Here is a 23354-nt window from a genome sequence, read left to right as displayed (position 1 = left end):
ATGTGAGCTCGTTGATGGACGCGGTCGACGTCGACCCGCGGTCCGTGGAGCCCCAGGCGCAGGCCGTCGTGACGGTGGCGCGCACCCGCAAGGACCCCGAGCTGCTCGGTCTGAGCCTACGGCTGCTGGCTGCGACATTTCGGGCGCGGTGGGACGATTCGTCCGCGCGTCCCCTCCTCGACGAGGCCGTCCGGATCACCCGCCGGCACAGCGTGTGGGACGTCGCCGCGCGGGTGCTCGCCAGCCGCGCCTCGGTCCTGCACGACCTCGGTGACGCCCGCGCCGCGGCCCGGGACCTGGACGCCGCGATCGTCGCGATGAGCCGGGCGCCGGAGGTCCAGCCGGCGGAGCGGGCCCGGTTCCTCGGACGCGTCGGGCTCTCGCTCGCGATCGTGGAGCAGCATGCCGGGCGGCTCGAGGAGTCGGAGCAGCGCTACCGGTCGCTGCTCGCGGCGGGAGGGCTGGAGCCGCGGTCGGCGGCGATCGCGACCAACAACCTGGCGCTCGTGCTGGCCGAGCGGGGCGAGTACGAGGAGGCGATCAGGACGGCCGAGGCCGCGGTCGCGCTCGCGACCTCCCAGGTACCCACGCTCGAGGCTCCGCTGGTGCAGACCCGCGCCTGGATCGCGGTCCGCGCGGGGCGCCTGCAGGAGGGCATGGCCGACTTCGAGCGGTCCGCCCGCGCCTACCTCGACGCCGGCATCCCGCTGGGGGAGTACTACACCGAGTACGCCGACGCGATGACCGACCTGCGGCTGCTGCCCGAGGCGGCCGCCGCGGCCGCGCGGGCGGTCGACGAGCTGGCGGCGGCGGGCCTGGGCCTGATGCTCACGGAGGCGCAGCTGCGGCTCGCCCGGATCCGGCTGCTGACCGAGCGCCACGAGGAGGCCGGGGAGCTCGCGGACGAGGCCGCTCGTGCCGCCCGGCAGCAGCACCGGGCCACGTGGGCGGCCAGGGCGCAGCTGATCGGCGTCGAGGCGCGGCTGCAGGCGGGGACGGCCGGGCTCGAGCAGCTCGCCGTCGCGCGGCGCGCCGCCGCTCGGCTGGAGGGCTCCGGCGACCTGCACAGTGCCGTGGAGGCGTACCTCGTGGCGGGACGGGTGGCTCTGGACCTGTCCCGCCCGCGGTCCGCGATGCCCGCGCTGACCCGCGCGCGGGCGCTCGCCGGGCGCGGGCAGGTGCTCGTGCGGCTGCGCGGCCGGCTCGCGGGGGCCCTGGCCGAGCGGGCCGCGGGCCGCCCGGCCGCCGTGCTCGCCGAGTGCAGGGCCGGCCTGCGGGACCTGGCCGTGCACCGGTCGGCCCTGCCGACCATCGAGCTGCGGGCGCTCGCGTCGGGGCACGGAGCCGAGCTCGGGGAGATCGGGCTGGGTGTGGTGCTGGCCGAGGCGTCGCCCGCGCGGACGCTCGCCTGGATGGAGCGCACCCGCGCGGCGGCGCTGAGCACTCGGCTGCCCTTCTCGGACGTCCCGCTCGCCGACCGGCTCCCTGCGGCGACGTCGGGACCGCCCGAGGCCGTGCGCGCCGCTGCGGCCTCACCGCGGGGCGCCGACGTGCGCGTGCCGGTGGTCGACTGGTCGCTCGGGCACGACGGCGTTCCGGCGATGGTGGCGCTGCCCCAGGTGCCGGGCATCGCCGCCACCCGGGCTGCGCTGGACGGGCGGACGCTCGTGGAGTTCGGGCGGTTCGCTGGTCGGCTGGTCGCGGTCGTCGTCGAGCCGCGCCGGGCGAGGATCGTCGAGCTCGGCCCGGTGGAGGACATCGCCGCCGAGCTGCGCCCGCTGCTGTTCGCGCTGCGCCGGCTGGCCAACCCCCGCGGCAGCACCGCCGCCGAGGCCGCCCGGATCAGCGCCGACCTGCGCATCGCCCGGCTGCGCGCCCTGCTGGTCGCGCCGCTCGGGGTCGACCCCCGGGACGAGCTGGTCGTCGTCCCCGTCGGCCTCCTGCACGGGGTGCCGTGGTCGTGCCTGCACGACGGCCCGCTCGCGCAGGCGCCGTCCGCCACGTTCTGGGTCCGCACGCGCAGGTCGGCTCAGGCGCGGGCGGGTGAGGGCGGCACCGTCCTGGTCGCCGGGCCGGACCTCGCCGGGGCGCGCGAGGAGGTCGAGGCGCTCCGCGCGGTCCACGCCGGTGCCCGGGTCCTGTCCGGCGAGCACGCGCGCGCGCAGGACGTGCTCACCGCCCTGGCGGACGCGGACCTCGCCCACCTCGCCTGCCACGGCTCACCCCGTGCGGACAACCCGATGTTCTCCTCGCTCCGCCTGGCGGACGGGCCGGTGACCGTCCAGGAGCTGCACGGCGCGGGCGTCGCGCCCCACCGGCTGGTGCTCGCGTCGTGCCACGCGGGGGCCGACGTGGCGTACGCGGGGGACGAGGTGCTCGGTTTCGTGAGCGCCATGCTGGCCCAGGGGACCGCGGGCGCCGTCGCCAGCATCGCGGCCGTGCCCGACGTCGCGGCGGTCGACCTCATGCTCGAGCTGCACCGAGGGGTCCGGCGCGGCCTGACCCTCGCGCGGGCGCTGCACGAGGCCCGCGGCCGGATCGACCGCGACAGCCCCGAGGGCTTCGTCAACTGGTGCACGTTCAGCGCCCACGGGGCGGCCTGAGGAGCCGATTTGGTCGGCGCCGCCCGGTGCCGTACCTTGGGAGGACCCAAAGACCGCCGGTCGTCGACCGTGTCGTGCGCACGCAGTGCTCACGCCCGATCGCCCGAAGTCCCGCAGCAGCGGAGGCCAGCGCAGGTGAGAGTTCCCGGATGGTTCGGCCTGTGCCGATCCGCCTGACGAGCCCCGCGCCTGCGCGGGGCTCTTTCGTTTGTGGGGCGTGACGACCGGTGGCACCACCATCGGAAGGATTGCCATGGCGAGGCCGGACAAGGCAGCCGCTGTCGCAGAGCTCACGGACCTGTTCCGTGACTCGAACGCAGCCGTGCTGACCGAGTACCGCGGGCTCACCGTTGCTCAGCTCAAGAAGCTGCGCAAGGCGCTCAGCGGCAACGCAACCTATGCCGTGGTGAAGAACACGCTGACCGCGATCGCGGCCAAGGATGCCGGCCTCGAAGGCCTCGACGACGCGCTCACGGGCCCGTCGGCGATCGCCTTCGTCTCCGGTGACCCGGTCGAGGCCGCCAAGGGACTGCGTGACTTCGCCAAGGCGAACCCCGCACTGGTCATCAAGGGCGGTGTCCTCGACGGACGCGCCCTGACCGCTGCGGACGTCACCAAGCTCGCGGACCTCGAGTCCCGCGAGGTGCTGCTGGCCAAGGCTGCCGGCGTGTTCAAGGCGTCGCTGTACCAGGCGGCGTACCTGTTCACGGCGCCTGCCGCACAGGCCGTTCGCACCATCGACGCTCTGCGCCTCAAGCACGAGGAGTCGGCCGAGGTCGCTGCCTGAGCCATCCGGCACAGGCGCTCACAAGCCCCCGTCCGCACGGGCCGAACCGGCCCCGCGGGCATCGAACGGAAGGAACCGCCACCATGGCGAAGCTCACCACCACCGAGCTCATCGACGCGTTCAAGGAGCTCTCCCTCATCGAGCTCTCCGAGTTCGTGAAGGCGTTCGAGGAGACCTTCGAGGTCACCGCTGCCGCTCCCGTCGCCGTTGCGGCCCCCGCCGGCGCCGGTGGCGCTGCCGAGGCCGAGGTCGAGGAGGAGAAGGACTCGTTCGACGTCGTTCTCGAGGCCGCCGGCGAGAAGAAGATCCAGGTCATCAAGGAGGTGCGCGTCCTGACGTCCCTCGGCCTGAAGGAGGCCAAGGACGTCGTCGACGCCGCCCCCAAGGCTGTCCTGGAGGGTGTCACCAAGGAGGCCGCCGAGAAGGCCAAGGCGACCCTCGAGGCCGCCGGCGCCACGGTCACCCTCAAGTGATCGCGGCCTCCGTGCCGGCCGGTCCGCCGACCGCACGGAGGTAGCTGCACGATTCGACGGAGCCCGCGTCCCGCTGAGGGACGCGGGCTCCGTCGCGTCCCGGCGTCCGAGCAGGCGCCCGGCTGTATCCGCCGTGCCCTGCCGCGCGTAGGGCCGGACGGGGGTCCGGACGGCCGCGGGCTTTCGCGCGTCCGCCACGTGTGCCACCATGTGCGCGGCGACAACGTCGTCGCCGTGCGGGCGGAGCCGCCCGCTCGTACCGGACGCCTTCAGGGTCCGTCACCTGCACGTCGGGGTGGCGCCAGGGGGTGTCGATGGCGGGTGGACTTTGCCGCCGCGGCCGAGTATGCTATCGCTTTGCGCTGGCCTGTGCCCGCGATCCCGTATAACCCGAGCCCGCCTTCGTCGTCAATGCACGACGTCGTGGGGCTCGCCGGCCGGGGGATCGCGCTTAGCCAGGACCTGTGCAGCGTGCACTCGATCCGCTGGGAAGGACCCCTCTTTTGGCTGCCTCGCGCACCCCTTCTGCTCCGACCGCCGACGCCATCGCGAACCGCACCGCCTCTCGCCGCATCTCCTTCGCCAAGATCCACGAGCCGCTCGAGGTCCCGGACCTGCTCGGTCTGCAGACGGAGAGCTTCGACTGGCTGCTCGGCAACGAGAAGTGGCAGGCCCGGGTGGCCAAGGCCCTCGAGTCCGGTCGGCAGGACGTACCCGAGACCGCTGGTCTCGAGGAGATCTTCGAGGAGATCTCGCCCATCGAGGACTTCGGCGGATCCATGTCGCTGTCGTTCCGCGAGCACCGCTTCGAGCCGCCGAAGTACACGGCCGAGGAGTGCAAGGAGAAGGACTTCACCTTCGCCGCCCCGCTGTTCGTCACGGCGGAGTTCGTCAACTACACCACCGGTGAGATCAAGAGCCAGACGGTGTTCATGGGCGACTTCCCGCTCATGACCGAGCGCGGCACGTTCATCATCAACGGCACCGAGCGCGTCGTCGTCTCGCAGCTCGTCCGTTCCCCCGGGGTCTACTTCGAGCGCACGGCCGACAAGACGTCCGACAAGGACGTGCTGACCGCCAAGGTCATCCCGAGCCGCGGCGCGTGGCTCGAGTTCGAGATCGACAAGCGCGACAACGTCGGCGTGCGCGTCGACCGCAAGCGCAAGCAGAACGCCACCGTGCTGCTCAAGGCGCTCGGCATGACCGACGCCGAGATCCGCGAGGAGTTCGCCAACTACCCGGCCGTCATCGACACCCTGGACAAGGACCACGTCCAGACCCAGGACGAGGCGCTGCTCGACCTCTACCGCAAGATCCGCCCGGGCGAGCCGCCCACGGTGGAGGCCGGTCGCGCGCTGATCGAGAACTTCTACTTCAACCCGAAGCGCTACGACCTCGCGAAGGTCGGCCGCTACAAGCTGAACAAGAAGCTCGGTCTCGACGTCCCGCTGGCCGACTCGGTGCTCTCGCGTGACGACGTCGTCGCCACCATCAAGTACCTCGCGTCGCTGCACATCGACCTCCCGACCCTGCCGGGCACGCGTGCCGGTGAGGCCGTCGAGATCCGCGTCGAGCCCGACGACATCGACCACTTCGGCAACCGTCGCATCCGCGCGGTCGGCGAGCTCATCCAGAACCAGGTCCGCACGGGCCTGTCGCGGATGGAGCGCGTCGTGCGCGAGCGCATGACGACGCAGGACGTCGAGGCGATCACGCCGCAGACCCTGATCAACATCCGCCCCGTGGTGGCGTCGATCAAGGAGTTCTTCGGCACGTCGCAGCTGTCGCAGTTCATGGACCAGAACAACCCCCTCGCGGGCCTGACGCACAAGCGTCGCCTGTCCGCGCTGGGCCCGGGTGGTCTGTCCCGCGACCGCGCCGGCATGGAGGTCCGTGACGTCCACCCGTCGCACTACGGCCGCATGTGCCCGATCGAGACCCCTGAGGGCCCGAACATCGGCCTCATCGGCTCGCTCGCCACGTACGGGCGGATCAACCCGTTCGGCTTCGTCGAGACGCCGTACCGCAAGGTCATCAAGGGCAAGGTCTCGGACGAGGTCCACTACCTGACCGCCGACGACGAGGACCGCCACGTCATCGCGCAGGCGAACGCCCCGCTCAAGGCGAACGGTGCCTTCGAGGAGGACCGCGTCCTGGTCCGCGTCAAGGGTGGTGAGATCGAGTACGTCGCCGGCGAGGCCGTCGACTACATGGACGTCTCCCCGCGCCAGATGGTGTCGGTGGCCACGGCCCTGATCCCGTTCCTCGAGCACGACGACGCCAACCGCGCCCTCATGGGTGCCAACATGCAGCGCCAGGCCGTCCCGCTGGTCCGTTCCGAGGCCCCGCTCGTGGGTACCGGCATGGAGCGTCGTGCGGCCATCGACGCGGGCGACGTCATCGTCGCGACGAAGCCGGGTGTCGTCACCGAGGTGTCGGCCGACATGATCGTCGTCGCCAACGACGACGCCACCACGTCGACCTACCGCGTCGCCAAGTTCCGTCGCTCCAACCAGGGCACCTCCTACAACCAGCGCGTGCTGGTCGACACCGGCGCCCGCGTCGAGGTCAACTCGGTGCTCGCCGACGGGCCGGCCACGGACGAGGGCGAGCTCGCGCTCGGCCGCAACCTCCTGGTCGCGTTCATGTCCTGGGAGGGCCACAACTACGAGGACGCGATCATCCTGTCGCAGCGCCTCGTGCAGGACGACGTGCTCTCCTCGATCCACATCGAGGAGCACGAGGTCGACGCGCGCGACACCAAGCTCGGCCCGGAGGAGATCACGCGGGACATCCCGAACGTCTCCGAGGAGGTCCTCGCGGACCTGGACGAGCGCGGGATCATCCGCATCGGCGCCGAGGTCGGCGCCGGCGACATCCTGGTCGGCAAGGTCACGCCCAAGGGCGAGACCGAGCTGACCCCGGAGGAGCGCCTGCTCCGCGCGATCTTCGGTGAGAAGGCGCGCGAGGTCCGCGACACGTCGCTCAAGGTCCCGCACGGCGAGTCCGGCACGGTGATCGAGGTCCGCACGTTCAACCGCGACGACGGCGACGAGCTGCCGGCCGGTGTCAACGAGCTGGTCCGGGTCTACATCGCGCAGCGCCGCAAGATCACGGACGGCGACAAGCTCGCCGGTCGTCACGGCAACAAGGGCGTCATCTCCAAGATCCTGCCGGTCGAGGACATGCCGTTCCTCGCCGACGGGACCGCGGTCGACGTCGTCCTCAACCCGCTCGGTGTCCCCGGCCGCATGAACGTCGGCCAGGTCCTCGAGACGCACCTCGGCTGGGTGGCCAAGCAGGGCTGGGACATCCAGCTCGCCGAGGGTGACGTGTCGTGGCGCGACGACGTCCCGGCCATCGCGGCGTCGTCGCCGGCCGGCAACCCGGTCGCGACGCCCGTGTTCGACGGTGTGCCGGAGACGACCCTCACCGGTCTGCTCTCGGCCACGCTGCCGAACCGTGACGGCGTGCGCACCGTGGGTGGCGACGGCAAGGCGTTCCTGTTCGACGGGCGCTCCGGTGAGCCGTTCCCCGAGCCGGTCGCGGTCGGCTACATGTACATCCTGAAGCTGCACCACCTCGTCGACGACAAGATCCACGCACGCTCCACGGGTCCGTACTCGATGATCACGCAGCAGCCGCTGGGTGGTAAGGCGCAGTTCGGTGGCCAGCGGTTCGGCGAGATGGAGGTCTGGGCCCTGGAGGCGTACGGCGCCGCCTACACGCTGCAGGAGCTCCTCACCATCAAGTCGGACGACGTCCCCGGCCGCGTCAAGGTGTACGAGGCGATCGTCAAGGGGGAGAACATCCCCGACTCGGGCATCCCGGAGTCCTTCAAGGTCCTCCTCAAGGAGATGCAGTCGCTCTGCCTGAACGTGGAGGTGCTCTCCTCGGACGGCGTCTCCATCGACATGAAGGAGAACGACGACGAGGTCTACCGCGCCGCGGAAGAGCTCGGCATCGACCTGTCCCGGCGCCCGAACGCCAGCAGCGTCGAAGAGATCTGACGTCGAGCCCCGGTCCGGCTGCACATTCGTGATGCCGGACCGGGTGCCCGCACCCCTTAGCAACATTTCCGTTCCGCTGGTGTGCAACACCAGCAAGCGAAGGAAGTAGGACCCCCCTTGCTCGACGTCAACGTCTTCGACGAGCTGCGTATCGGCCTTGCCTCGGCCGACGACATCCGTACCTGGTCGCACGGCGAGGTGAAGAAGCCCGAGACCATCAACTACCGGACCCTGAAGCCGGAGAAGGATGGCCTGTTCTGCGAGAAGATCTTCGGTCCCACCCGGGACTGGGAGTGCTACTGCGGCAAGTACAAGCGCGTGCGCTTCAAGGGCATCATCTGCGAGCGCTGCGGCGTCGAGGTGACCCGCTCGAAGGTCCGTCGTGAGCGCATGGGCCACATCGAGCTCGCCGCGCCCGTGACGCACATCTGGTTCTTCAAGGGTGTGCCCTCGCGTCTCGGCTACCTGCTCGACCTCGCCCCGAAGGACCTCGAGAAGGTCATCTACTTCGCGGCGTACATGATCACCTGGGTCGACGTCGACGGCCGGCACGAGGACCTCCCCAACCTCCAGAACGGGATCGACCTGGAGAAGAAGGAGATCTCGGACCGCCGCGACAACGACATCAACACCCGCGCGTCCAAGCTCGAGGCCGACCTGGCCGAGCTCGAGGCCGAGGGTGCCAAGGCCGACGCCCGCCGCAAGGTGCGCGACTCGGCCGAGCGCGAGATGGCGCAGATCCGCAAGCGCGCCGACGCCGAGCTCGACCGCCTGGACCAGGTCTGGGACCGGTTCAAGAACCTCAAGGTCGCAGACCTCGAGGGCGACGAGATGCTCTACCGCCAGCTCCAGGACCGGTACGGCAACTACTTCGAGGGCTCGATGGGCGCCGCGGCGATCCAGAAGCGTCTCGAGGCGTTCGACCTCGAGGCCGAGTCCGACGCGCTGCGCGAGATCATCAAGACCGGCAAGGGCCAGCGCAAGACGCGTGCCCTGAAGCGGCTCAAGGTCGTCAACGCGTTCCTCACGACGACCAACTCGCCCACCGGCATGGTGCTCGACGCCGTCCCGGTCATCCCGCCGGACCTGCGTCCGATGGTCCAGCTCGACGGTGGCCGGTTCGCCACCTCGGACCTGAACGACCTGTACCGCCGCGTGATCAACCGGAACAACCGCCTCAAGCGGCTGCTCGACCTGGGCGCGCCGGAGATCATCGTCAACAACGAGAAGCGGATGCTGCAGGAGGCCGTCGACTCGCTGTTCGACAACGGCCGCCGTGGCCGTCCGGTGACCGGTCCGGGCAACCGCCCGCTCAAGTCCATCTCGGACATGCTCAAGGGCAAGCAGGGTCGGTTCCGTCAGAACCTGCTCGGCAAGCGCGTCGACTACTCGGGCCGTTCGGTCATCGTCGTCGGCCCGCAGCTCAAGCTGCACCAGTGCGGCCTGCCGAAGCAGATGGCGCTCGAGCTGTTCAAGCCGTTCGTGATGAAGCGTCTCGTGGACCTCAACCACGCGCAGAACATCAAGTCGGCCAAGCGCATGGTCGAGCGTGCCCGTCCGGTCGTGTGGGACGTCCTCGAAGAGGTCATCACCGAGCACCCCGTGCTGCTCAACCGTGCGCCCACGCTGCACCGTCTGGGTATCCAGGCGTTCGAGCCCCAGCTGGTCGAGGGCAAGGCGATCCACCTGCACCCGCTCGTCTGCGCCGCGTTCAACGCGGACTTCGACGGTGACCAGATGGCCGTCCACCTGCCCCTGAGCGCCGAGGCGCAGGCCGAGGCCCGCATCCTCATGCTCTCGAGCAACAACATCCTCAAGCCGTCGGACGGTCGTCCGGTGACCATGCCCTCGCAGGACATGATCATCGGTCTGTACCACCTGACGAACGACAAGGACGAGGCGCTCGGGGCCGGCCGTTCGTTCAGCACGGTCTCCGAGGCGATCATGGCGTTCGACCAGGGTTCCCTGGACCTGAACGCCGTCGTCAAGATCCGCTTCGACGACCTGGTCCTGACCGAGGAGGACGCACCCGAGGGCTGGACCGAGGGTGAGCCCATCGTGTTCGAGACCACCCTGGGCCGCGCGCTGTTCAACGAGCTGCTCCCGGTGGACTACCCGTACGAGAACGGCGTCGTCGACAAGAAGCGCCTCTCGGTCATCGTCAACGACCTGGCCGAGCGGTACCCCAAGGTCGAGGTCGCTGCCTCGCTGGACGCGCTCAAGGAGGCCGGCTTCCGCTGGGCCACCCGTTCGGGCGTCACGATCTCCATCTCGGACGTCGCGACTCCGTCGGCCAAGGCGGCCATCCTCGAGGAGCACGAGGGCCGCGCGGCGAAGGTGCAGGGCCAGTACGAGAAGGGCCTGATCACCGACGACGAGCGCCGTCAGGAGCTCATCGAGATCTGGACGCAGGCCACCGACAAGGTCGCCAAGGCGATGCAGGAGAACTTCCCGCGCCAGAACACCGTCTACAAGATGGTCGGCTCGGGTGCGCGCGGTAACTGGATGCAGGTGCGCCAGATCGCCGGTATGCGTGGCCTCGTCGCCAACCCGAAGGGCGAGATCATCCCTCGCCCGATCAAGTCGAACTACCGCGAGGGGCTGTCGGTCCTCGAGTACTTCATCGCGACGCACGGTGCCCGCAAGGGTCTGGCGGACACCGCTCTGCGGACCGCCGACTCGGGCTACCTGACCCGTCGTCTGGTGGACGTCTCGCAGGACGTCATCGTCCGCGAGGACGACTGCGGCACCGAGCGTGGTCTGACCATGCCGATCGGGGTCCCCGGGACGGACGGCACGCTGCGTCGTCACGACAAGGTCGAGACGAGCGTCTACTCGCGCACGCTGGCGACGGACGTCGAGATCGACGGCGAGGTCATCGGCCACGCCGGTGACGACGTCGGCGACGTGCTGCTGGACCGCCTCCTCGAGGCGGGCGTGACCGAGATGAAGATCCGCTCGGTCCTCACCTGCGAGTCCCGCGTCGGCACGTGCGCGCGCTGCTACGGCCGTTCGCTGGCCACCGGCAAGCTCGTCGACATCGGCGAGGCCGTCGGCATCATCGCGGCCCAGTCGATCGGTGAGCCCGGCACGCAGCTCACGATGCGTACCTTCCACACCGGTGGTGTGGCGTCGGCCGACGACATCACGCAGGGTCTGCCCCGTGTCCAGGAGCTCTTCGAGGCCCGCACCCCCAAGGGTGAGGCGCCCATCGCGGAGTTCTCCGGTCGCATCGCGGTGGAGGAGGGCGACCGTTCGCGTCGTCTCGTCCTGACGCCCGACGACGGCTCGGAGGAGATCGCCTACCCGATCACCAAGCGTTCGCGCCTGCTGGTCTCGGACGGCGACCACGTCTCCGTGGGTACGCAGCTCGTCGTGGGTGCGGTCGACCCCAAGAAGGTCCTGCGCATCCTCGGCCCGCGTGCCACGCAGAAGCACCTGGTCGACGAGGTGCAGGTCGTCTACTCCTCCCAGGGTGTGGACATCCACGACAAGCACATCGAGGTCATCGTGCGGCAGATGCTGCGGCGCGTGACGGTCCTCGACTCCGGCACGACCGACCTGCTGCCCGGCGAGCTCGCCGAGCGCGGGCGCTTCGAGGACGCGAACCGCGCTGCGGTGTCCGAGGGCGGTCAGCCGGCGTCGGGTCGCCCGGAGCTCATGGGCATCACGAAGGCGTCGCTCGCGACGGACTCGTGGCTGTCGGCGGCCTCCTTCCAGGAGACCACCCGGGTGCTCACCGAGGCCGCGATGTCGGGTCGGTCCGACCCGCTGCTCGGCCTCAAGGAGAACGTCATCCTCGGAAAGCTCATCCCGGCCGGAACGGGTCTGCCCCGCTACGGCAACATCGCGGTCGAGCCCACCGAGGAGGCCAAGGCCGAGCTGTACCCGACCTTCGGCTACGACGAGATCGACTTCCCCGCCCTGGGCCTCGGCTCCGGCGAGGCGATCCCGCTCGAGGACATCGACTTCGGCGACTACCGCTAGTCGACCCACGCCGAAGGGCCCACCGGTTCGCCGGTGGGCCCTTCGGCCCGTCCGGGGGAGTGCCCGCGGCGACGAATCCGCTGGCCGCCGGCGGGGTGTGCGCAACATCGCTTTGACGCCCCCGCAGGTGCCGGGTAACGTTGGACACCGTGCCCGCGCCGTCGGGCTCTCGCGCATGCATCCGGTGGACGCCCCTTGCGGGGATGGTCCAGCCGGGGCATCGGGTGGTTCCCCCCACCACGCCGTCTCTCCGCCAAGGCAACCTTGCGGACTGCGGTGCGGAGGTACGGGGCGACACGCCCGGGCGCGGGGGTCGGTTCGGGACGTACGACCTCCGAGGTAGTCGCACGACGGGCGACGATCCTCGACCATGCCGGCCGTCCAGGGCGACGGGTGCCGGTCGACCAGAGATTCATCCAACAGACGGAGACGTAGTGCCTACGATCCAGCAGCTGGTCCGCAAGGGCCGGCAGGCGAAGACGAACAAGTCGAAGACGCCTGCCCTGAAGGGCTCCCCCCAGCGACGCGGTGTGTGCACCCGCGTCTACACCACGACCCCGAAGAAGCCGAACTCCGCGCTCCGCAAGGTCGCGCGCGTCCGTCTCTCGAGCCAGGTCGAGGTCACCGCGTACATCCCCGGTGTCGGTCACAACCTGCAGGAGCACTCGATCGTGCTCGTGCGCGGTGGCCGCGTGAAGGACCTCCCGGGTGTCCGCTACAAGATCGTCCGAGGCGCCCTCGACACGCAGGGCGTCAAGAACCGTAAGCAGGCGCGCAGCCGCTACGGCGCGAAGAAGGTGGGCTGATGCCTCGCAAGGGTCCGGCCCCGAAGCGGCCGCTCGTCGTCGACCCCGTCTACGGGTCCCCGGTCGTCACGCAGCTGATCAACAAGGTCCTGCTCGACGGCAAGAAGTCCGTCGCGGAGCACATCGTCTACGGCGCCCTCGAGGGTGTCCGTGAGAAGACGCAGGGCGACCCGGTCGTCGTGCTCAAGCGTGCGCTGGACAACGTCCGCCCGTCGCTCGAGGTGCGTTCGCGCCGCGTCGGTGGTGCGACCTACCAGGTGCCCGTGGAGGTGCGTCCGGTCCGCCAGACCACCCTCGCGCTGCGCTGGCTCACCGACTACTCCCGCGCTCGCCGCGAGAAGACGATGACCGAGCGCCTCATGAACGAGATCCTCGACGCGTCCAACGGCCTCGGTGCCGCGGTGAAGCGTCGTGAGGACATGCACAAGATGGCCGAGTCCAACAAGGCCTTCGCGCACTACCGCTGGTAATCCCGGCACTCACGGGCGCTGCGCCGCCGGTCCGATCCTCGGGCCGGACCGGTGGCGCCACCCAAGCCAACCGACAAGGGGCAACTCACGTGGCACTGGATGTGCTGACGGACCTCACGAAGGTCCGCAACATCGGCATCATGGCGCATATCGATGCCGGCAAGACGACGACCACCGAGCGGATCCTGTTCTACACCGGGGTCAACTACAAGATCGGTGAGACCCACGACGGTGCGTCGACGATGGACTGGATGGAGCAGGAGCAGGAGCGCGGCATCACGATCACGTCCGCCGCGACGACCTGCTACTGGCACGACAACCAGATCAACATCATCGACACCCCGGGCCACGTCGACTTCACGGTCGAGGTCGAGCGCTCGCTGCGCGTCCTCGACGGTGCCGTTGCCGTCTTCGACGGCAAGGAGGGCGTGGAGCCGCAGTCGGAGACCGTGTGGCGTCAGGCCGACAAGTACGACGTCCCGCGCATCTGCTTCGTCAACAAGATGGACAAGCTGGGTGCCGACTTCTACTTCACGGTCGACACCATCGTGAACCGTCTCAAGGCCAAGCCGCTGGTCATCCAGCTGCCGATCGGCGCCGAGAACGACTTCATCGGCGTCGTCGACCTGGTCACCATGCGTGCCCTCGTCTGGCGCGGCGAGACCGCCCTGGGCGAGAAGTACGAGGTCGAGGACATCCCCGCGGACCTGGTCGAGAAGGCTGACCAGTACCGCGCGGCGCTGCTCGAGGCCGTCGCCGAGACGGACGACGAGCTGCTCGAGAAGTTCCTCGGTGGCGAGGAGCTGACGGAGGCCGAGATCAAGCGCGGCATCCGCAAGCTCACCATCACCAGCGCGGCGTACCCGGTCCTGTGCGGCTCGGCGTTCAAGAACAAGGGCGTGCAGCCCATGCTCGACGCCGTCATCGACTACCTGCCGACGCCTCTGGACGTCCCGGCAGTCGAGGGCCACGACATGAAGGACCCCGAGCTCGTCGTCGAGCGTCACCCCGACGCGACGGAGCCGTTCTCGGCCCTCGCGTTCAAGGTCGCCTCGCACCCGTTCTTCGGCAAGCTCACCTACGTCCGGGTGTACTCGGGCAAGGTGGCGCAGGGCGCCCAGGTGCTCAACTCGACCAAGAACAAGAAGGAGCGCATCGGGAAGCTCTTCCAGATGCACTCCAACAAGGAGAACCCGGTCGACGACGCCACGGCGGGTCACATCTACGCGTTCATCGGTCTCAAGGACGTCACCACCGGTGACACCCTGAGCGACCCGGCGCACCCCGTCGTGCTCGAGTCGATGACGTTCCCGGAGCCGGTGATCGACGTCGCCATCGAGCCGAAGACGAAGGGTGACCAGGAGAAGCTCTCCGTGGCCATCCAGAAGCTGGCCGAGGAGGACCCGACCTTCCGCGTCAAGCACGACGAGGAGACCGGCCAGACCGTCATCGGCGGCATGGGCGAGCTCCACCTCGACATCCTCGTGGACCGCATGCGTCGCGAGTTCAAGGTCGAGGCCAACGTCGGCAAGCCGCAGGTCGCGTACCGCGAGACGATCCGTCGCACGGTCGAGAAGATCGACTACGTGCACAAGAAGCAGACCGGTGGCTCGGGCCAGTACGCGAAGGTCCAGATGACCTTCGAGCCGCTGGACCCCGCCGAGGGCGAGCTGTACGAGTTCTCGAACAAGGTCTCCGGTGGCCGCATCCCGCGCGAGTACATCCCGTCGGTCGACGCCGGCATCCAGAGCGCGATGCAGCTCGGCGTCCTCGCGGGCTTCCCGCTCGTGGGCGTCAAGGCGATCCTGCTCGACGGTGCCGCGCACGACGTCGACTCCTCGGAGATGGCGTTCAAGATCGCGGGCTCGATGATCCTCAAGGAAGCCGTCCGCAAGGCGGACCCGGTTCTCCTCGAGCCGGTCATGGCCGTCGAGGTCCGTACTCCTGAGGAGTACATGGGTGAGGTCATCGGCGACATCAACTCGCGTCGCGGCATGATCCTTGCCATGGAGGACGCAACGGGCGTGAAGGTCATCCGCGCCACGGTGCCCCTCTCCGAGATGTTCGGGTACGTCGGTGACCTGCGGTCGAAGACCCAGGGTCGCGCGGTGTACTCGATGCAGTTCGACAGCTACGCCGAGGTTCCTCGGAACGTTGCCGACGAGATCATCAAGAAGACCCGGGGCGAGTAAGTCCCACAGGTCGAAACCTGTAGTTCCATCACACAAACCGACCCGTAGGACGCCGCGCCACGCAGCTACCGTCCGGTAGCTGCACCGTCGGCCAATCTCTACCAAGTCCTGAGGAGGACACCTAGTGGGCAAGGCGAAGTTCGAGCGGACGAAGCCGCACGTCAACATCGGCACGATCGGCCACGTCGACCACGGTAAGACGACGCTGACCGCTGCCATCTCGAAGGTGCTGCACGACAAGTACCCCGACCTGAACCCCTTCACGCCTTTCGACGAGATCGACAAGGCGCCCGAGGAGAAGCAGCGCGGAATCACCATCAACATCGCGCACGTGGAGTACCAGACGGAGAAGCGTCACTACGCTCACGTCGACGCTCCCGGTCACGCTGACTACATCAAGAACATGATCACGGGTGCGGCGCAGATGGACGGCGCCATCCTCGTGGTCGCGGCGACCGACGGCCCCATGGCCCAGACGCGTGAGCACGTCCTGCTCGCCCGTCAGGTCGGCGTGCCGTACCTGCTCGTCGCGCTCAACAAGACCGACATGGTCGACGACGAGGAGATCCTGGAGCTCGTCGAGGTCGAGGTGCGCGAGCTCCTCTCGGCCCAGGGCTTCGACGGCGACGACGTCCCCGTCGTGCGCGTCTCCGGCCTGAAGGCGCTCGAGGGCGACCCGGTCTGGGTCAAGTCCGTCGAGGACCTGCTCGAGGCCGTCGACGAGTCCGTCCCGGACCCGGTGCGCGACATCGACAAGCCCTTCCTCATGCCGATCGAGGACGTCTTCACGATCACCGGTCGTGGCACCGTCGTCACCGGTCGCGTGGAGCGCGGCAAGCTCAAGGTGAACGAGGAGGTGGAGATCGTCGGCATCAAGGAGAAGGCGATCAAGACCACGGTCACCGGCGTCGAGATGTTCCGCAAGCTGCTCGACTACGCCGAGGCCGGCGAGAACGTCGGTCTGCTCCTGCGTGGCACCAAGCGCGAGGAGGTCGAGCGCGGCCAGGTCGTCGTCAAGCCCGGCTCGATCACGCCGCACACCGAGTTCGAGGGTCAGGTCTACATCCTGGCCAAGGACGAGGGCGGCCGTCACAACCCGTTCTACGGGAACTACCGCCCGCAGTTCTACTTCCGCACCACCGACGTCACCGGCGTCATCACGCTGCCCGAGGGCACCGAGATGGTCATGCCCGGTGACAACACCGAGATCCACGTGAACCTCATCCAGCCCATCGCGATGGAGGAGGGCCTCGGCTTCGCCATCCGTGAGGGTGGCCGCACCGTCGGCTCGGGCAAGGTCATCAAGATCATCAAGTGATGCTCGCCCCTCGGGGCAGCTGATCCGCAGAAGGGCCCGGGAGCTTCGGCTCCCGGGCCCTTCTCGTGCGTGCTGTGCCCGCTCAGCGGGACTCGGGGTACCCCGCCCGGCCGTCGCCGTCGAGATCCGTGCAGAGCCCGTACTCGTGGCCGGGCAGAGCCTCCACGCACTCCGCGTAGCCCTCGATGTGGCGGAACTGCTCGTCCACCGTGGCGTCGGTGCAGTCGGGGGAGCCGGCGGCCGGGTCGCACGGCTCACCGGGCGTGGGCAGCGTGGTCGCGGACGGTGACGCCGCCGGGTCCGTGGTCGGGTCGGACGTGGGGGAGGGCGCCGGCGCGGTCGACGAGCCGGCGGACGGGGTGGAGGTCGCCGCGGTCGGGGACGTCGTCGTCGGCGACGGAGGGGTCCCGCCGCCTGGCGTGCAGCCCGCGAGGACGGCTGCGGTGGCGAGGGGGACCAGGAGCTGCGCCGTCCGGTTGCTCATGGCCGGACGGTACTGGAGGGGGTGGTCGTGGGCGACATCACACGGCCCGCACCCCCGGGGTGTGACGGACGCGATTGGAGTTCCCGGCCGCCGTCTGGCACACTGTTCAGGTTGCCTAGTCGAGGGCGGCGCGTTAGCGCGCGCAGCACACGACGGGGCTCACACACGTGGACGGCGTCTGGACCCCGGGAGTACCCGGCGGTTGGCGCCCGACAACAACCACCGATCCCGTACCGGAAACGGTACGCAGCGCAACGGTGTGTCGCGCCAAGCGACACGCCCGAGTGCGGGGGTCGGACGGGCCGGTTCCAACAGAGGGAAGTAGAAGCGCCATGGCGGGACAGAAGATCCGCATCAGGCTCAAGTCCTACGACCACGAAGTCATCGACAGCTCGGCGCGCAAGATCGTCGACACGGTGACTCGCGCTGGTGCGTCGGTCGTGGGTCCGGTGCCGCTGCCGACGGAGAAGAACGTGTTCTGCGTCATCCGGTCGCCCCACAAGTACAAGGACAGCCGCGAGCACTTCGAGATGCGTACTCACAAGCGGCTCATCGACATCATCGATCCCACGCCGAAGGCCGTCGACTCGCTCATGCGTCTCGACCTGCCTGCGGACGTGAACATCGAGATCAAGCTCTGACGCTGGGAAGGGACTGATTTCTATGGTTACCCAGCAGAACGAGCGCGCAGTCACGGCTCTGCTCGGCACGAAGCTCGGTATGACCCAGGTGTGGGACGACAACGGTCGTCTCGTCCCGGTCACCGTCGTCGCCGTCGGCACGAACGTCGTGACCCAGGTGCGCTCCGCTGACGCTGACGGCTACGCCGCGGTCCAGCTGGCCCACGGCCAGATCGACCCGCGCAAGGTCACCAAGCCGCTGAAGGGCCACTTCGAGAAGGCTGGGGTCACCCCCCGCCGGCACGTGGCCGAGATCCGTACGCCGAACGCCGGCGAGTTCACGCTCGGCCAGGAGCTCACCGCAGCTCTGTTCGAGGCCGGCGCGCGCGTCGACGTCATCGGCACCACCAAGGGCAAGGGCACCGCCGGTGTCATGAAGCGTCACGGCTTCCACGGCGTCGGCGCCTCGCACGGTGCGCACCGCAACCACCGCAAGCCCGGCTCGATCGGTGGCGCCTCGACGCCGTCGCGCGTGTTCAAGGGCATCAAGATGGCCGGTCGCATGGGCGTGGACCGCCAGACCACCCAGAACCTGACCGTGCACGCGGTCGACGTCGAGAGGGGCCTGCTCCTCGTCAAGGGTGCCGTTCCCGGCCCCAAGGGTGGCGTCGTGGTCGTGCGTTCCGCTGTGAAGGGGGCGTGACCATGAGTGACACGCTGACTGTCGACGTCGTCGACTCCCAGGGCAAGAAGGCCGGCTCGGCCGACCTGCCCGCGGAGGTCTTCGATGTGCAGACCAACATCCCGCTGATCCACCAGGTCGTCGTCGCGCAGCTCGCGGCGGCTCGCCAGGGCACCCACGACACGAAGAGCCGTGGCGAGGTCCGTGGTGGTGGGCGCAAGCCGTACAAGCAGAAGGGCACCGGCCGCGCCCGTCAGGGTTCGACGCGTGCTCCGCAGTTCGCCGGTGGTGGCGTCGTCCACGGCCCCACCCCGCGTGACTACTCGCAGCGCACCCCCAAGAAGATGAAGGCCGCGGCGCTCCGCGGTGCTCTCTCGGACCGCGCTCGTGCGGGTCGCGTCCACGTCGTCTCGGGCTTCGCCCCGGGCACGGCGCCGTCGACCCGGTCCGCGCTCGCCGTGCTGGACAACCTCTCGGGGCGCAAGAACGTCCTCGTGGTCGTCGAGCGTCAGGACGAGATCACGTGGAAGTCGCTGCGGAACGTCGAGCGGGTGCACCTGCTGGTCGCTGACCAGCTCAACACCTACGACGTCCTGATCTCGGACGATGTCGTGTTCACGCAGGGCGCGCTCGACGCGTTCCTGGCCGGTCCCGTCAAGGGTTCCGCCGTGGCTGCGTCCTCCGAGGCTGAGGAGGAGACCAAGTGACCGACATCGGCAAGAACCCGCGCGACATCTTGCTCGCGCCGGTCGTCTCCGAGAAGAGCTACGGCCTGCTGGACGAGGGGAAGTACACCTTCCTCGTCGACCCGCGGGCCAACAAGACCGAGATCAAGATTGCCGTCGAGCAGGTCTTCGGCGTCAAGGTCGACTCGGTCAACACAGCGAACCGTCAGGGCAAGGCCCGTCGGACCCGTTTCGGCATCGGCCGCCGCAAGGACACGAAGCGTGCGATCGTCACCCTCCGCGAGGGAACGATCGACATCTTCGGCGGTCCGGTCGGCTGAGCGAAGGACTGAGAACTCATGGGAATCCGTAAGTACAAGCCGACCACGCCGGGCCGACGCGGCTCCAGCGTCGCCGACTTCGTCGAGATCACGCGCTCCACTCCGGAGAAGTCGCTCGTCCGTCCCCTCCACAAGACGGGCGGCCGTAACTCCACGGGTCGCATCACCACGCGCCACCAGGGTGGCGGTCACAAGCGTGCGTACCGCGTCATCGACTTCCGTCGCCATGACAAGGACGGCGTGCCGGCCAAGGTCGCTCACATCGAGTACGACCCCAACCGCACCGCCCGCATCGCGCTCCTGCACTACGCGGACGGCGAGAAGCGCTACATCATCGCGCCGAACAAGCTGTCGCAGGGTGACCGCATCGAGAACGGCCCCGGCGCCGACATCAAGCCCGGCAACAACCTGCCGCTGCGCAACATCCCGACCGGTACGGTCATCCACGCCATCGAGCTTCGGCCCGGTGGCGGTGCGAAGATCGCCCGCTCGGCTGGTGCGTCCGTGCAGCTCGTCGCCAAGGACGGCCCCTACGCCCAGCTGCGTATGCCGTCCGGTGAGATCCGCAACGTCGACCTGCGCTGCCGCGCCACGGTCGGCGAGGTGGGCAACGCCGAGCAGTCGAACATCAACTGGGGCAAGGCCGGCCGCATGCGCTGGAAGGGCAAGCGCCCGACCGTCCGTGGTGTCGCCATGAACCCGATCGACCACCCGCACGGTGGTGGCGAGGGCAAGACGTCCGGTGGACGTCACCCCGTCAGCCCGTGGGGCCAGGCCGAGGGCCGTACCCGCCGTCCGAACAAGCCGAGCGACAAGCTCATCGTGCGCCGTCGGCGCACCGGCAAGAACAAGCGCTGATAGGAGCCTGAGATGCCACGTAGCCTGAAGAAGGGCCCGTTCGTCGACGGTCACCTGCAGAAGAAGGTCGACGTCCAGAACACCGCCGGCACGAAGAACGTCATCAAGACGTGGTCGCGCCGTTCGGTCATCACGCCGGACTTCCTCGGCCACACGTTCGCGGTGCACGACGGACGCAAGCACACCCCGGTGTTCGTGACGGAGTCGATGGTCGGGCACAAGCTCGGCGAGTTCGCCCCGACGCGGACGTTCCGCGGCCACGAGAAGGACGACCGGAAGGGTCGTCGCCGCTGACCCCCGGGTCAGCCAGGCGACGCCCTCACCGGCAGAGACAAGAAGGCAGGACAGCAATGGAAGCCAAGGCGAAGGCGCGGTTCGTCCGCGTCACGCCCCAGAAGGCCCGGCGCGTCGTGGACCTCATCCGTGGCAAGCAGGCCGGCGAGGCTGTGGCGGTGCTGAAGTTCGCACCGCAGGCCGCGGGGGAGACGGTACTCAAGGTTGTGGAGAGCGCGATCGCCAACGCTCGTGAGGCCGCCAAGCGGTCCAACGAGCGGTTGGACGAGGCGGACCTCTACATCTCCGAGGTATTCGTCGACGAGGGTCCGACGCTCAAGCGGTTCCGTCCGCGGGCGCAGGGTCGGGCGAGCCAGATCCTCAAGCGGACGAGCCACATCACCGTGGTCGTCGCTGAGCGCGAGACGACGAAGGGACGGGCCCGATAGTGGGACAGAAAGTCAACCCGCTCGGGTACCGCCTGGGCATCACCACCGATCACCGCTCGCGTTGGTTCGCCGACTCGACGAAGCCGGGTCAGCGCTACCGCGACTACGTGGGCGAGGACGTCAAGATCCGCAAGCTCATGGCCACGGGCCTCGAGCGTGCCGGCATCGCGAAGGTCGAGATCGAGCGCACGCGCGACCGCGTCCGCGTCGACATCCACACCGCCCGCCCGGGCATCGTCATCGGGCGTCGTGGCGCGGAGGCCGACCGCATCCGTGGCGAGCTCGAGAAGCTCACGGGCAAGCAGGTGCAGCTGAACATCCTCGAGGTCAAGAACGCCGAGATCGAGGCTCAGCTCGTCGCCCAGGGCATCGCCGAGCAGCTGGCGAGCCGCGTCTCGTTCCGCCGCGCCATGCGCAAGGGCATCCAGTCGGCCCAGCGCGCCGGTGCCAAGGGCATCCGCGTGCAGGTCTCCGGCCGCCTCGGCGGCGCGGAGATGAGCCGCACGGAGTTCTACCGTGAGGGTCGTGTGCCCCTGCACACCCTGCGCGCGAACATCGACTACGGCTTCTTCGAGGCTCGCACCACCTTCGGGCGCATCGGCGTCAAGGTGTGGGTCTACAAGGGCGACATGACCGAGAAGGAGTTTGCTCGCGAGCAGGCGACCCAGGCACCTCGCCCGGCTCGTGGCCCGCGGACGGACCGTGGCGAGCGCAGCGACCGTGGCCCCCGGGCCGGCGCTCCTCGTCGCGAGCGCAACGACGCTCCTGAGACGACCGAGGCCGCCTCCGCTCCCGCGGAGACTCCGGCCACTGACAGCGGAACGGGGGCCTGAGCCATGCTGATCCCGCGCAGGCTGAAGCACCGCAAGCAGCACCACCCGGGGCGCTCCGGCGCCGCGACCGGTGGTACGGCGATCTCCTTCGGTGAGTACGGCATCCAGGCTCTCGAGCCGGCCTACGTCACCAACCGGCAGATCGAGGCTGCTCGTATCGCCATGACCCGCCACATCAAGCGTGGAGGGAAGGTCTGGATCAACATCTACCCGGACCGCCCCCTCACCAAGAAGCCTGCCGAGACCCGCATGGGTTCCGGTAAGGGTTCGCCCGAGTGGTGGATCGCCAACGTCAAGCCCGGCCGGGTTCTCTTCGAGCTCGCCGGGGTCCCGGAGCCCCTGGCTCGCGAGGCCATGCGCCGCGCGCAGCACAAGCTCCCGATGAAGACACGCTTTGTGGTTCGCGAGGGTGGTAACTGATGACTATCGGCACCAAGGAACTGGCTCCCAGCGAGCTGGACACCTTCGACGACGAGAAGCTGGTCGCCGAGCTGAAGAAGTCCAAGGAGGAGCTGTTCAACCTCCGCTTCCAGTCCGCGACGGGCCAGCTCGAGAGCCACGGGCGTCTGAAGGCCGTTCGTCGCGACATCGCGCGGATCTACACGATCCTGCGTGAGCGCGAGCTCGGCATCCGTACCGCCCCGAGCGCGAGCGAGTGAGGTCGACCATGAGCGACGAGAAGAACGAGAGCACCACTGCGGTGACGCAGGACCGTGGCGACCGCAAGACGCGGCGCGGCTACGTGGTCAGCGACAAGATGCAGAAGACGGTCGTGGTCGAGGTCGAGGACCGGGTCAAGCACCCGCTCTACGGCAAGGTCATCCGCCGCACGAGCAAGGTCAAGGCGCACGACGAGCAGAGCTCGGCGGGCGTGGGCGACCTCGTGCTCATCATGGAGACCCGGCCACTGAGCGCCACTAAGCGGTGGCGCCTGGTCGAGGTCCTCGAGAAGGCCAAGTAGGCCTTCAGCACAGCACGACCCAGCACGATCCCCAGTTGCCCACGGGCGCCGGGTGTCGCTCGACGTAGGACACCCGGCGCGACGTGTGCATCACGGCAACTATCCGTTCGGCCAGGCTCGGAACGCATGCCACGGCAGCAGCACGAGAACCCGCCAGACATCAGGAGCAATAAATGATCCAGCAGGAGTCGCGACTTCGTGTCGCCGACAACACGGGTGCGAAGGAAATCCTCTGCATCCGCGTGCTCGGCGGCTCCGGCCGCCGCTACGCAGGCATCGGCGACGTCATCGTCGCCACCGTCAAGGACGCCATCCCCGGCGGCAACGTCAAGAAGGGCGACGTCGTCAAGGCTGTCATCGTGCGCACCCGCAAGGAGCGCCGCCGTCCGGACGGTTCCTACATCAAGTTCGACGAGAACGCCGCCGTGATCCTCAAGAGCGACGGGGAGCCCCGTGGCACGCGCATCTTCGGCCCGGTGGGCCGCGAGCTGCGCGACAAGAAGTTCATGAAGATCATCTCGCTGGCTCCGGAGGTGCTCTGA

Annotated in this window: 22 protein-coding genes; 21 read left to right on the top strand and 1 reads right to left on the bottom strand. The window is 69.0% G+C overall.

Features of this window, described 5'->3' with window-relative positions:
* Positions 1 to 2 precede the first annotated feature (2 nt).
* From KG102_RS13495 to tuf, 9 genes are all read left to right on the top strand, one after another.
* Entirely contained in the window at positions 3 to 2603 is a 2601-nt protein-coding gene (locus KG102_RS13495) for a CHAT domain-containing protein (protein WP_208288384.1), read from the top strand.
* A gap of 253 nt (positions 2604 to 2856) precedes the next feature.
* Complete coding sequence (gene rplJ / locus KG102_RS13490) at positions 2857 to 3390, top strand: 50S ribosomal protein L10 (protein ID WP_208212250.1); 534 nt, start codon at positions 2857 to 2859, stop codon at positions 3388 to 3390.
* A gap of 83 nt (positions 3391 to 3473) precedes the next feature.
* Entirely contained in the window at positions 3474 to 3863 is a 390-nt protein-coding gene (gene rplL / locus KG102_RS13485) for a 50S ribosomal protein L7/L12 (RefSeq protein ID WP_208212248.1), read from the top strand.
* A 503-nt stretch (positions 3864 to 4366) separates the two neighbouring features.
* The gene (rpoB, locus tag KG102_RS13480) at positions 4367 to 7873 is read left to right on the top strand and encodes a DNA-directed RNA polymerase subunit beta (protein ID WP_208212245.1); all 3507 of its coding nucleotides are present in this window, start codon (positions 4367 to 4369) and stop codon (positions 7871 to 7873) included.
* 117 nt (positions 7874 to 7990) lie between these two features.
* Positions 7991 to 11860 carry a DNA-directed RNA polymerase subunit beta' gene (locus tag KG102_RS13475; RefSeq protein WP_208288385.1) on the top strand — a complete coding sequence of 1290 codons (3870 nt, stop codon included), beginning with the start codon at positions 7991 to 7993 and terminating at the stop codon, positions 11858 to 11860.
* 434 nt (positions 11861 to 12294) lie between these two features.
* Positions 12295 to 12666, top strand: coding sequence for a 30S ribosomal protein S12 (gene rpsL / locus KG102_RS13470; RefSeq protein WP_013770160.1), 372 nt, complete (start codon positions 12295 to 12297; stop codon positions 12664 to 12666).
* Positions 12666 to 13136 (top strand): 30S ribosomal protein S7, encoded by a 471-nt coding sequence (rpsG, locus tag KG102_RS13465; RefSeq protein WP_208212242.1) that lies wholly within the window; start codon positions 12666 to 12668, stop codon positions 13134 to 13136. The genes rpsL and rpsG overlap by 1 nt, the downstream gene beginning before the upstream one ends.
* Positions 13137 to 13225: 89 nt before the next feature.
* A complete protein-coding gene (fusA, locus tag KG102_RS13460) occupies positions 13226 to 15328 on the top strand; it encodes an elongation factor G (protein ID WP_208212240.1) in 2103 nt (700 codons plus the stop codon).
* 124 nt (positions 15329 to 15452) lie between these two features.
* Positions 15453 to 16646 carry an elongation factor Tu gene (gene tuf, locus KG102_RS13455; protein ID WP_056585863.1) on the top strand — a complete coding sequence of 398 codons (1194 nt, stop codon included), beginning with the start codon at positions 15453 to 15455 and terminating at the stop codon, positions 16644 to 16646.
* 82 nt (positions 16647 to 16728) lie between these two features.
* Here the strand turns inward: tuf and KG102_RS13450 are convergent, their stop codons facing one another.
* A complete protein-coding gene (locus KG102_RS13450) occupies positions 16729 to 17130 on the bottom strand; it encodes a hypothetical protein (RefSeq protein ID WP_208288386.1) in 402 nt (133 codons plus the stop codon).
* Between the two features lie 332 nt (positions 17131 to 17462).
* On the opposite strand from KG102_RS13450, the gene rpsJ reads away from it, so the two are divergent.
* From rpsJ to rplN, 12 genes are all read left to right on the top strand, one after another.
* A complete protein-coding gene (rpsJ, locus tag KG102_RS13445; protein WP_013117879.1) occupies positions 17463 to 17771 on the top strand; it encodes a 30S ribosomal protein S10 in 309 nt (102 codons plus the stop codon).
* A gap of 22 nt (positions 17772 to 17793) precedes the next feature.
* Positions 17794 to 18453: a 50S ribosomal protein L3 gene (gene rplC / locus KG102_RS13440; protein ID WP_208212236.1), complete on the top strand. Its 660-nt coding sequence runs from the start codon at positions 17794 to 17796 to the stop codon at positions 18451 to 18453.
* A gap of 2 nt (positions 18454 to 18455) precedes the next feature.
* The gene (gene rplD / locus KG102_RS13435) at positions 18456 to 19139 is read left to right on the top strand and encodes a 50S ribosomal protein L4 (protein WP_208212234.1); all 684 of its coding nucleotides are present in this window, start codon (positions 18456 to 18458) and stop codon (positions 19137 to 19139) included.
* On the top strand, positions 19136 to 19438 hold the full coding sequence (gene rplW / locus KG102_RS13430) for a 50S ribosomal protein L23 (protein ID WP_055912151.1): 303 nt from the start codon (positions 19136 to 19138) through the stop codon (positions 19436 to 19438). The genes rplD and rplW overlap by 4 nt, the downstream gene beginning before the upstream one ends.
* Positions 19439 to 19456: 18 nt before the next feature.
* Positions 19457 to 20296, top strand: a complete 840-nt coding sequence (rplB, locus tag KG102_RS13425; RefSeq protein ID WP_055912153.1) for a 50S ribosomal protein L2 — start codon at positions 19457 to 19459, stop codon at positions 20294 to 20296.
* Positions 20297 to 20308: 12 nt separating this feature from the next.
* Entirely contained in the window at positions 20309 to 20590 is a 282-nt protein-coding gene (gene rpsS / locus KG102_RS13420; RefSeq protein ID WP_028045064.1) for a 30S ribosomal protein S19, read from the top strand.
* Between the two features lie 56 nt (positions 20591 to 20646).
* Complete coding sequence (gene rplV / locus KG102_RS13415; RefSeq protein ID WP_208212232.1) at positions 20647 to 21018, top strand: 50S ribosomal protein L22; 372 nt, start codon at positions 20647 to 20649, stop codon at positions 21016 to 21018.
* Positions 21018 to 21851 carry a 30S ribosomal protein S3 gene (rpsC, locus tag KG102_RS13410; protein ID WP_208212229.1) on the top strand — a complete coding sequence of 278 codons (834 nt, stop codon included), beginning with the start codon at positions 21018 to 21020 and terminating at the stop codon, positions 21849 to 21851. Before rplV ends, rpsC begins: the two co-directional genes overlap by 1 nt.
* A 3-nt stretch (positions 21852 to 21854) precedes the next feature.
* On the top strand, positions 21855 to 22271 hold the full coding sequence (gene rplP, locus KG102_RS13405) for a 50S ribosomal protein L16 (RefSeq protein WP_055912160.1): 417 nt from the start codon (positions 21855 to 21857) through the stop codon (positions 22269 to 22271).
* The gene (gene rpmC, locus KG102_RS13400) at positions 22271 to 22510 is read left to right on the top strand and encodes a 50S ribosomal protein L29 (RefSeq protein ID WP_055912162.1); all 240 of its coding nucleotides are present in this window, start codon (positions 22271 to 22273) and stop codon (positions 22508 to 22510) included. The genes rplP and rpmC overlap by 1 nt, the downstream gene beginning before the upstream one ends.
* Before the next feature lie 8 nt (positions 22511 to 22518).
* A complete protein-coding gene (rpsQ, locus tag KG102_RS13395; RefSeq protein ID WP_208212227.1) occupies positions 22519 to 22812 on the top strand; it encodes a 30S ribosomal protein S17 in 294 nt (97 codons plus the stop codon).
* 173 nt (positions 22813 to 22985) lie between these two features.
* On the top strand, positions 22986 to 23354 hold the full coding sequence (rplN, locus tag KG102_RS13390; RefSeq protein WP_208212225.1) for a 50S ribosomal protein L14: 369 nt from the start codon (positions 22986 to 22988) through the stop codon (positions 23352 to 23354).

The sequence above is a fragment of the Cellulomonas fengjieae genome (assembly GCF_018388465.1).
GTDB classification, from domain to species: Bacteria; Actinomycetota; Actinomycetes; order Actinomycetales; family Cellulomonadaceae; genus Cellulomonas; species Cellulomonas fengjieae.
This window is presented reverse-complemented; position numbering and strand designations above follow the sequence as displayed.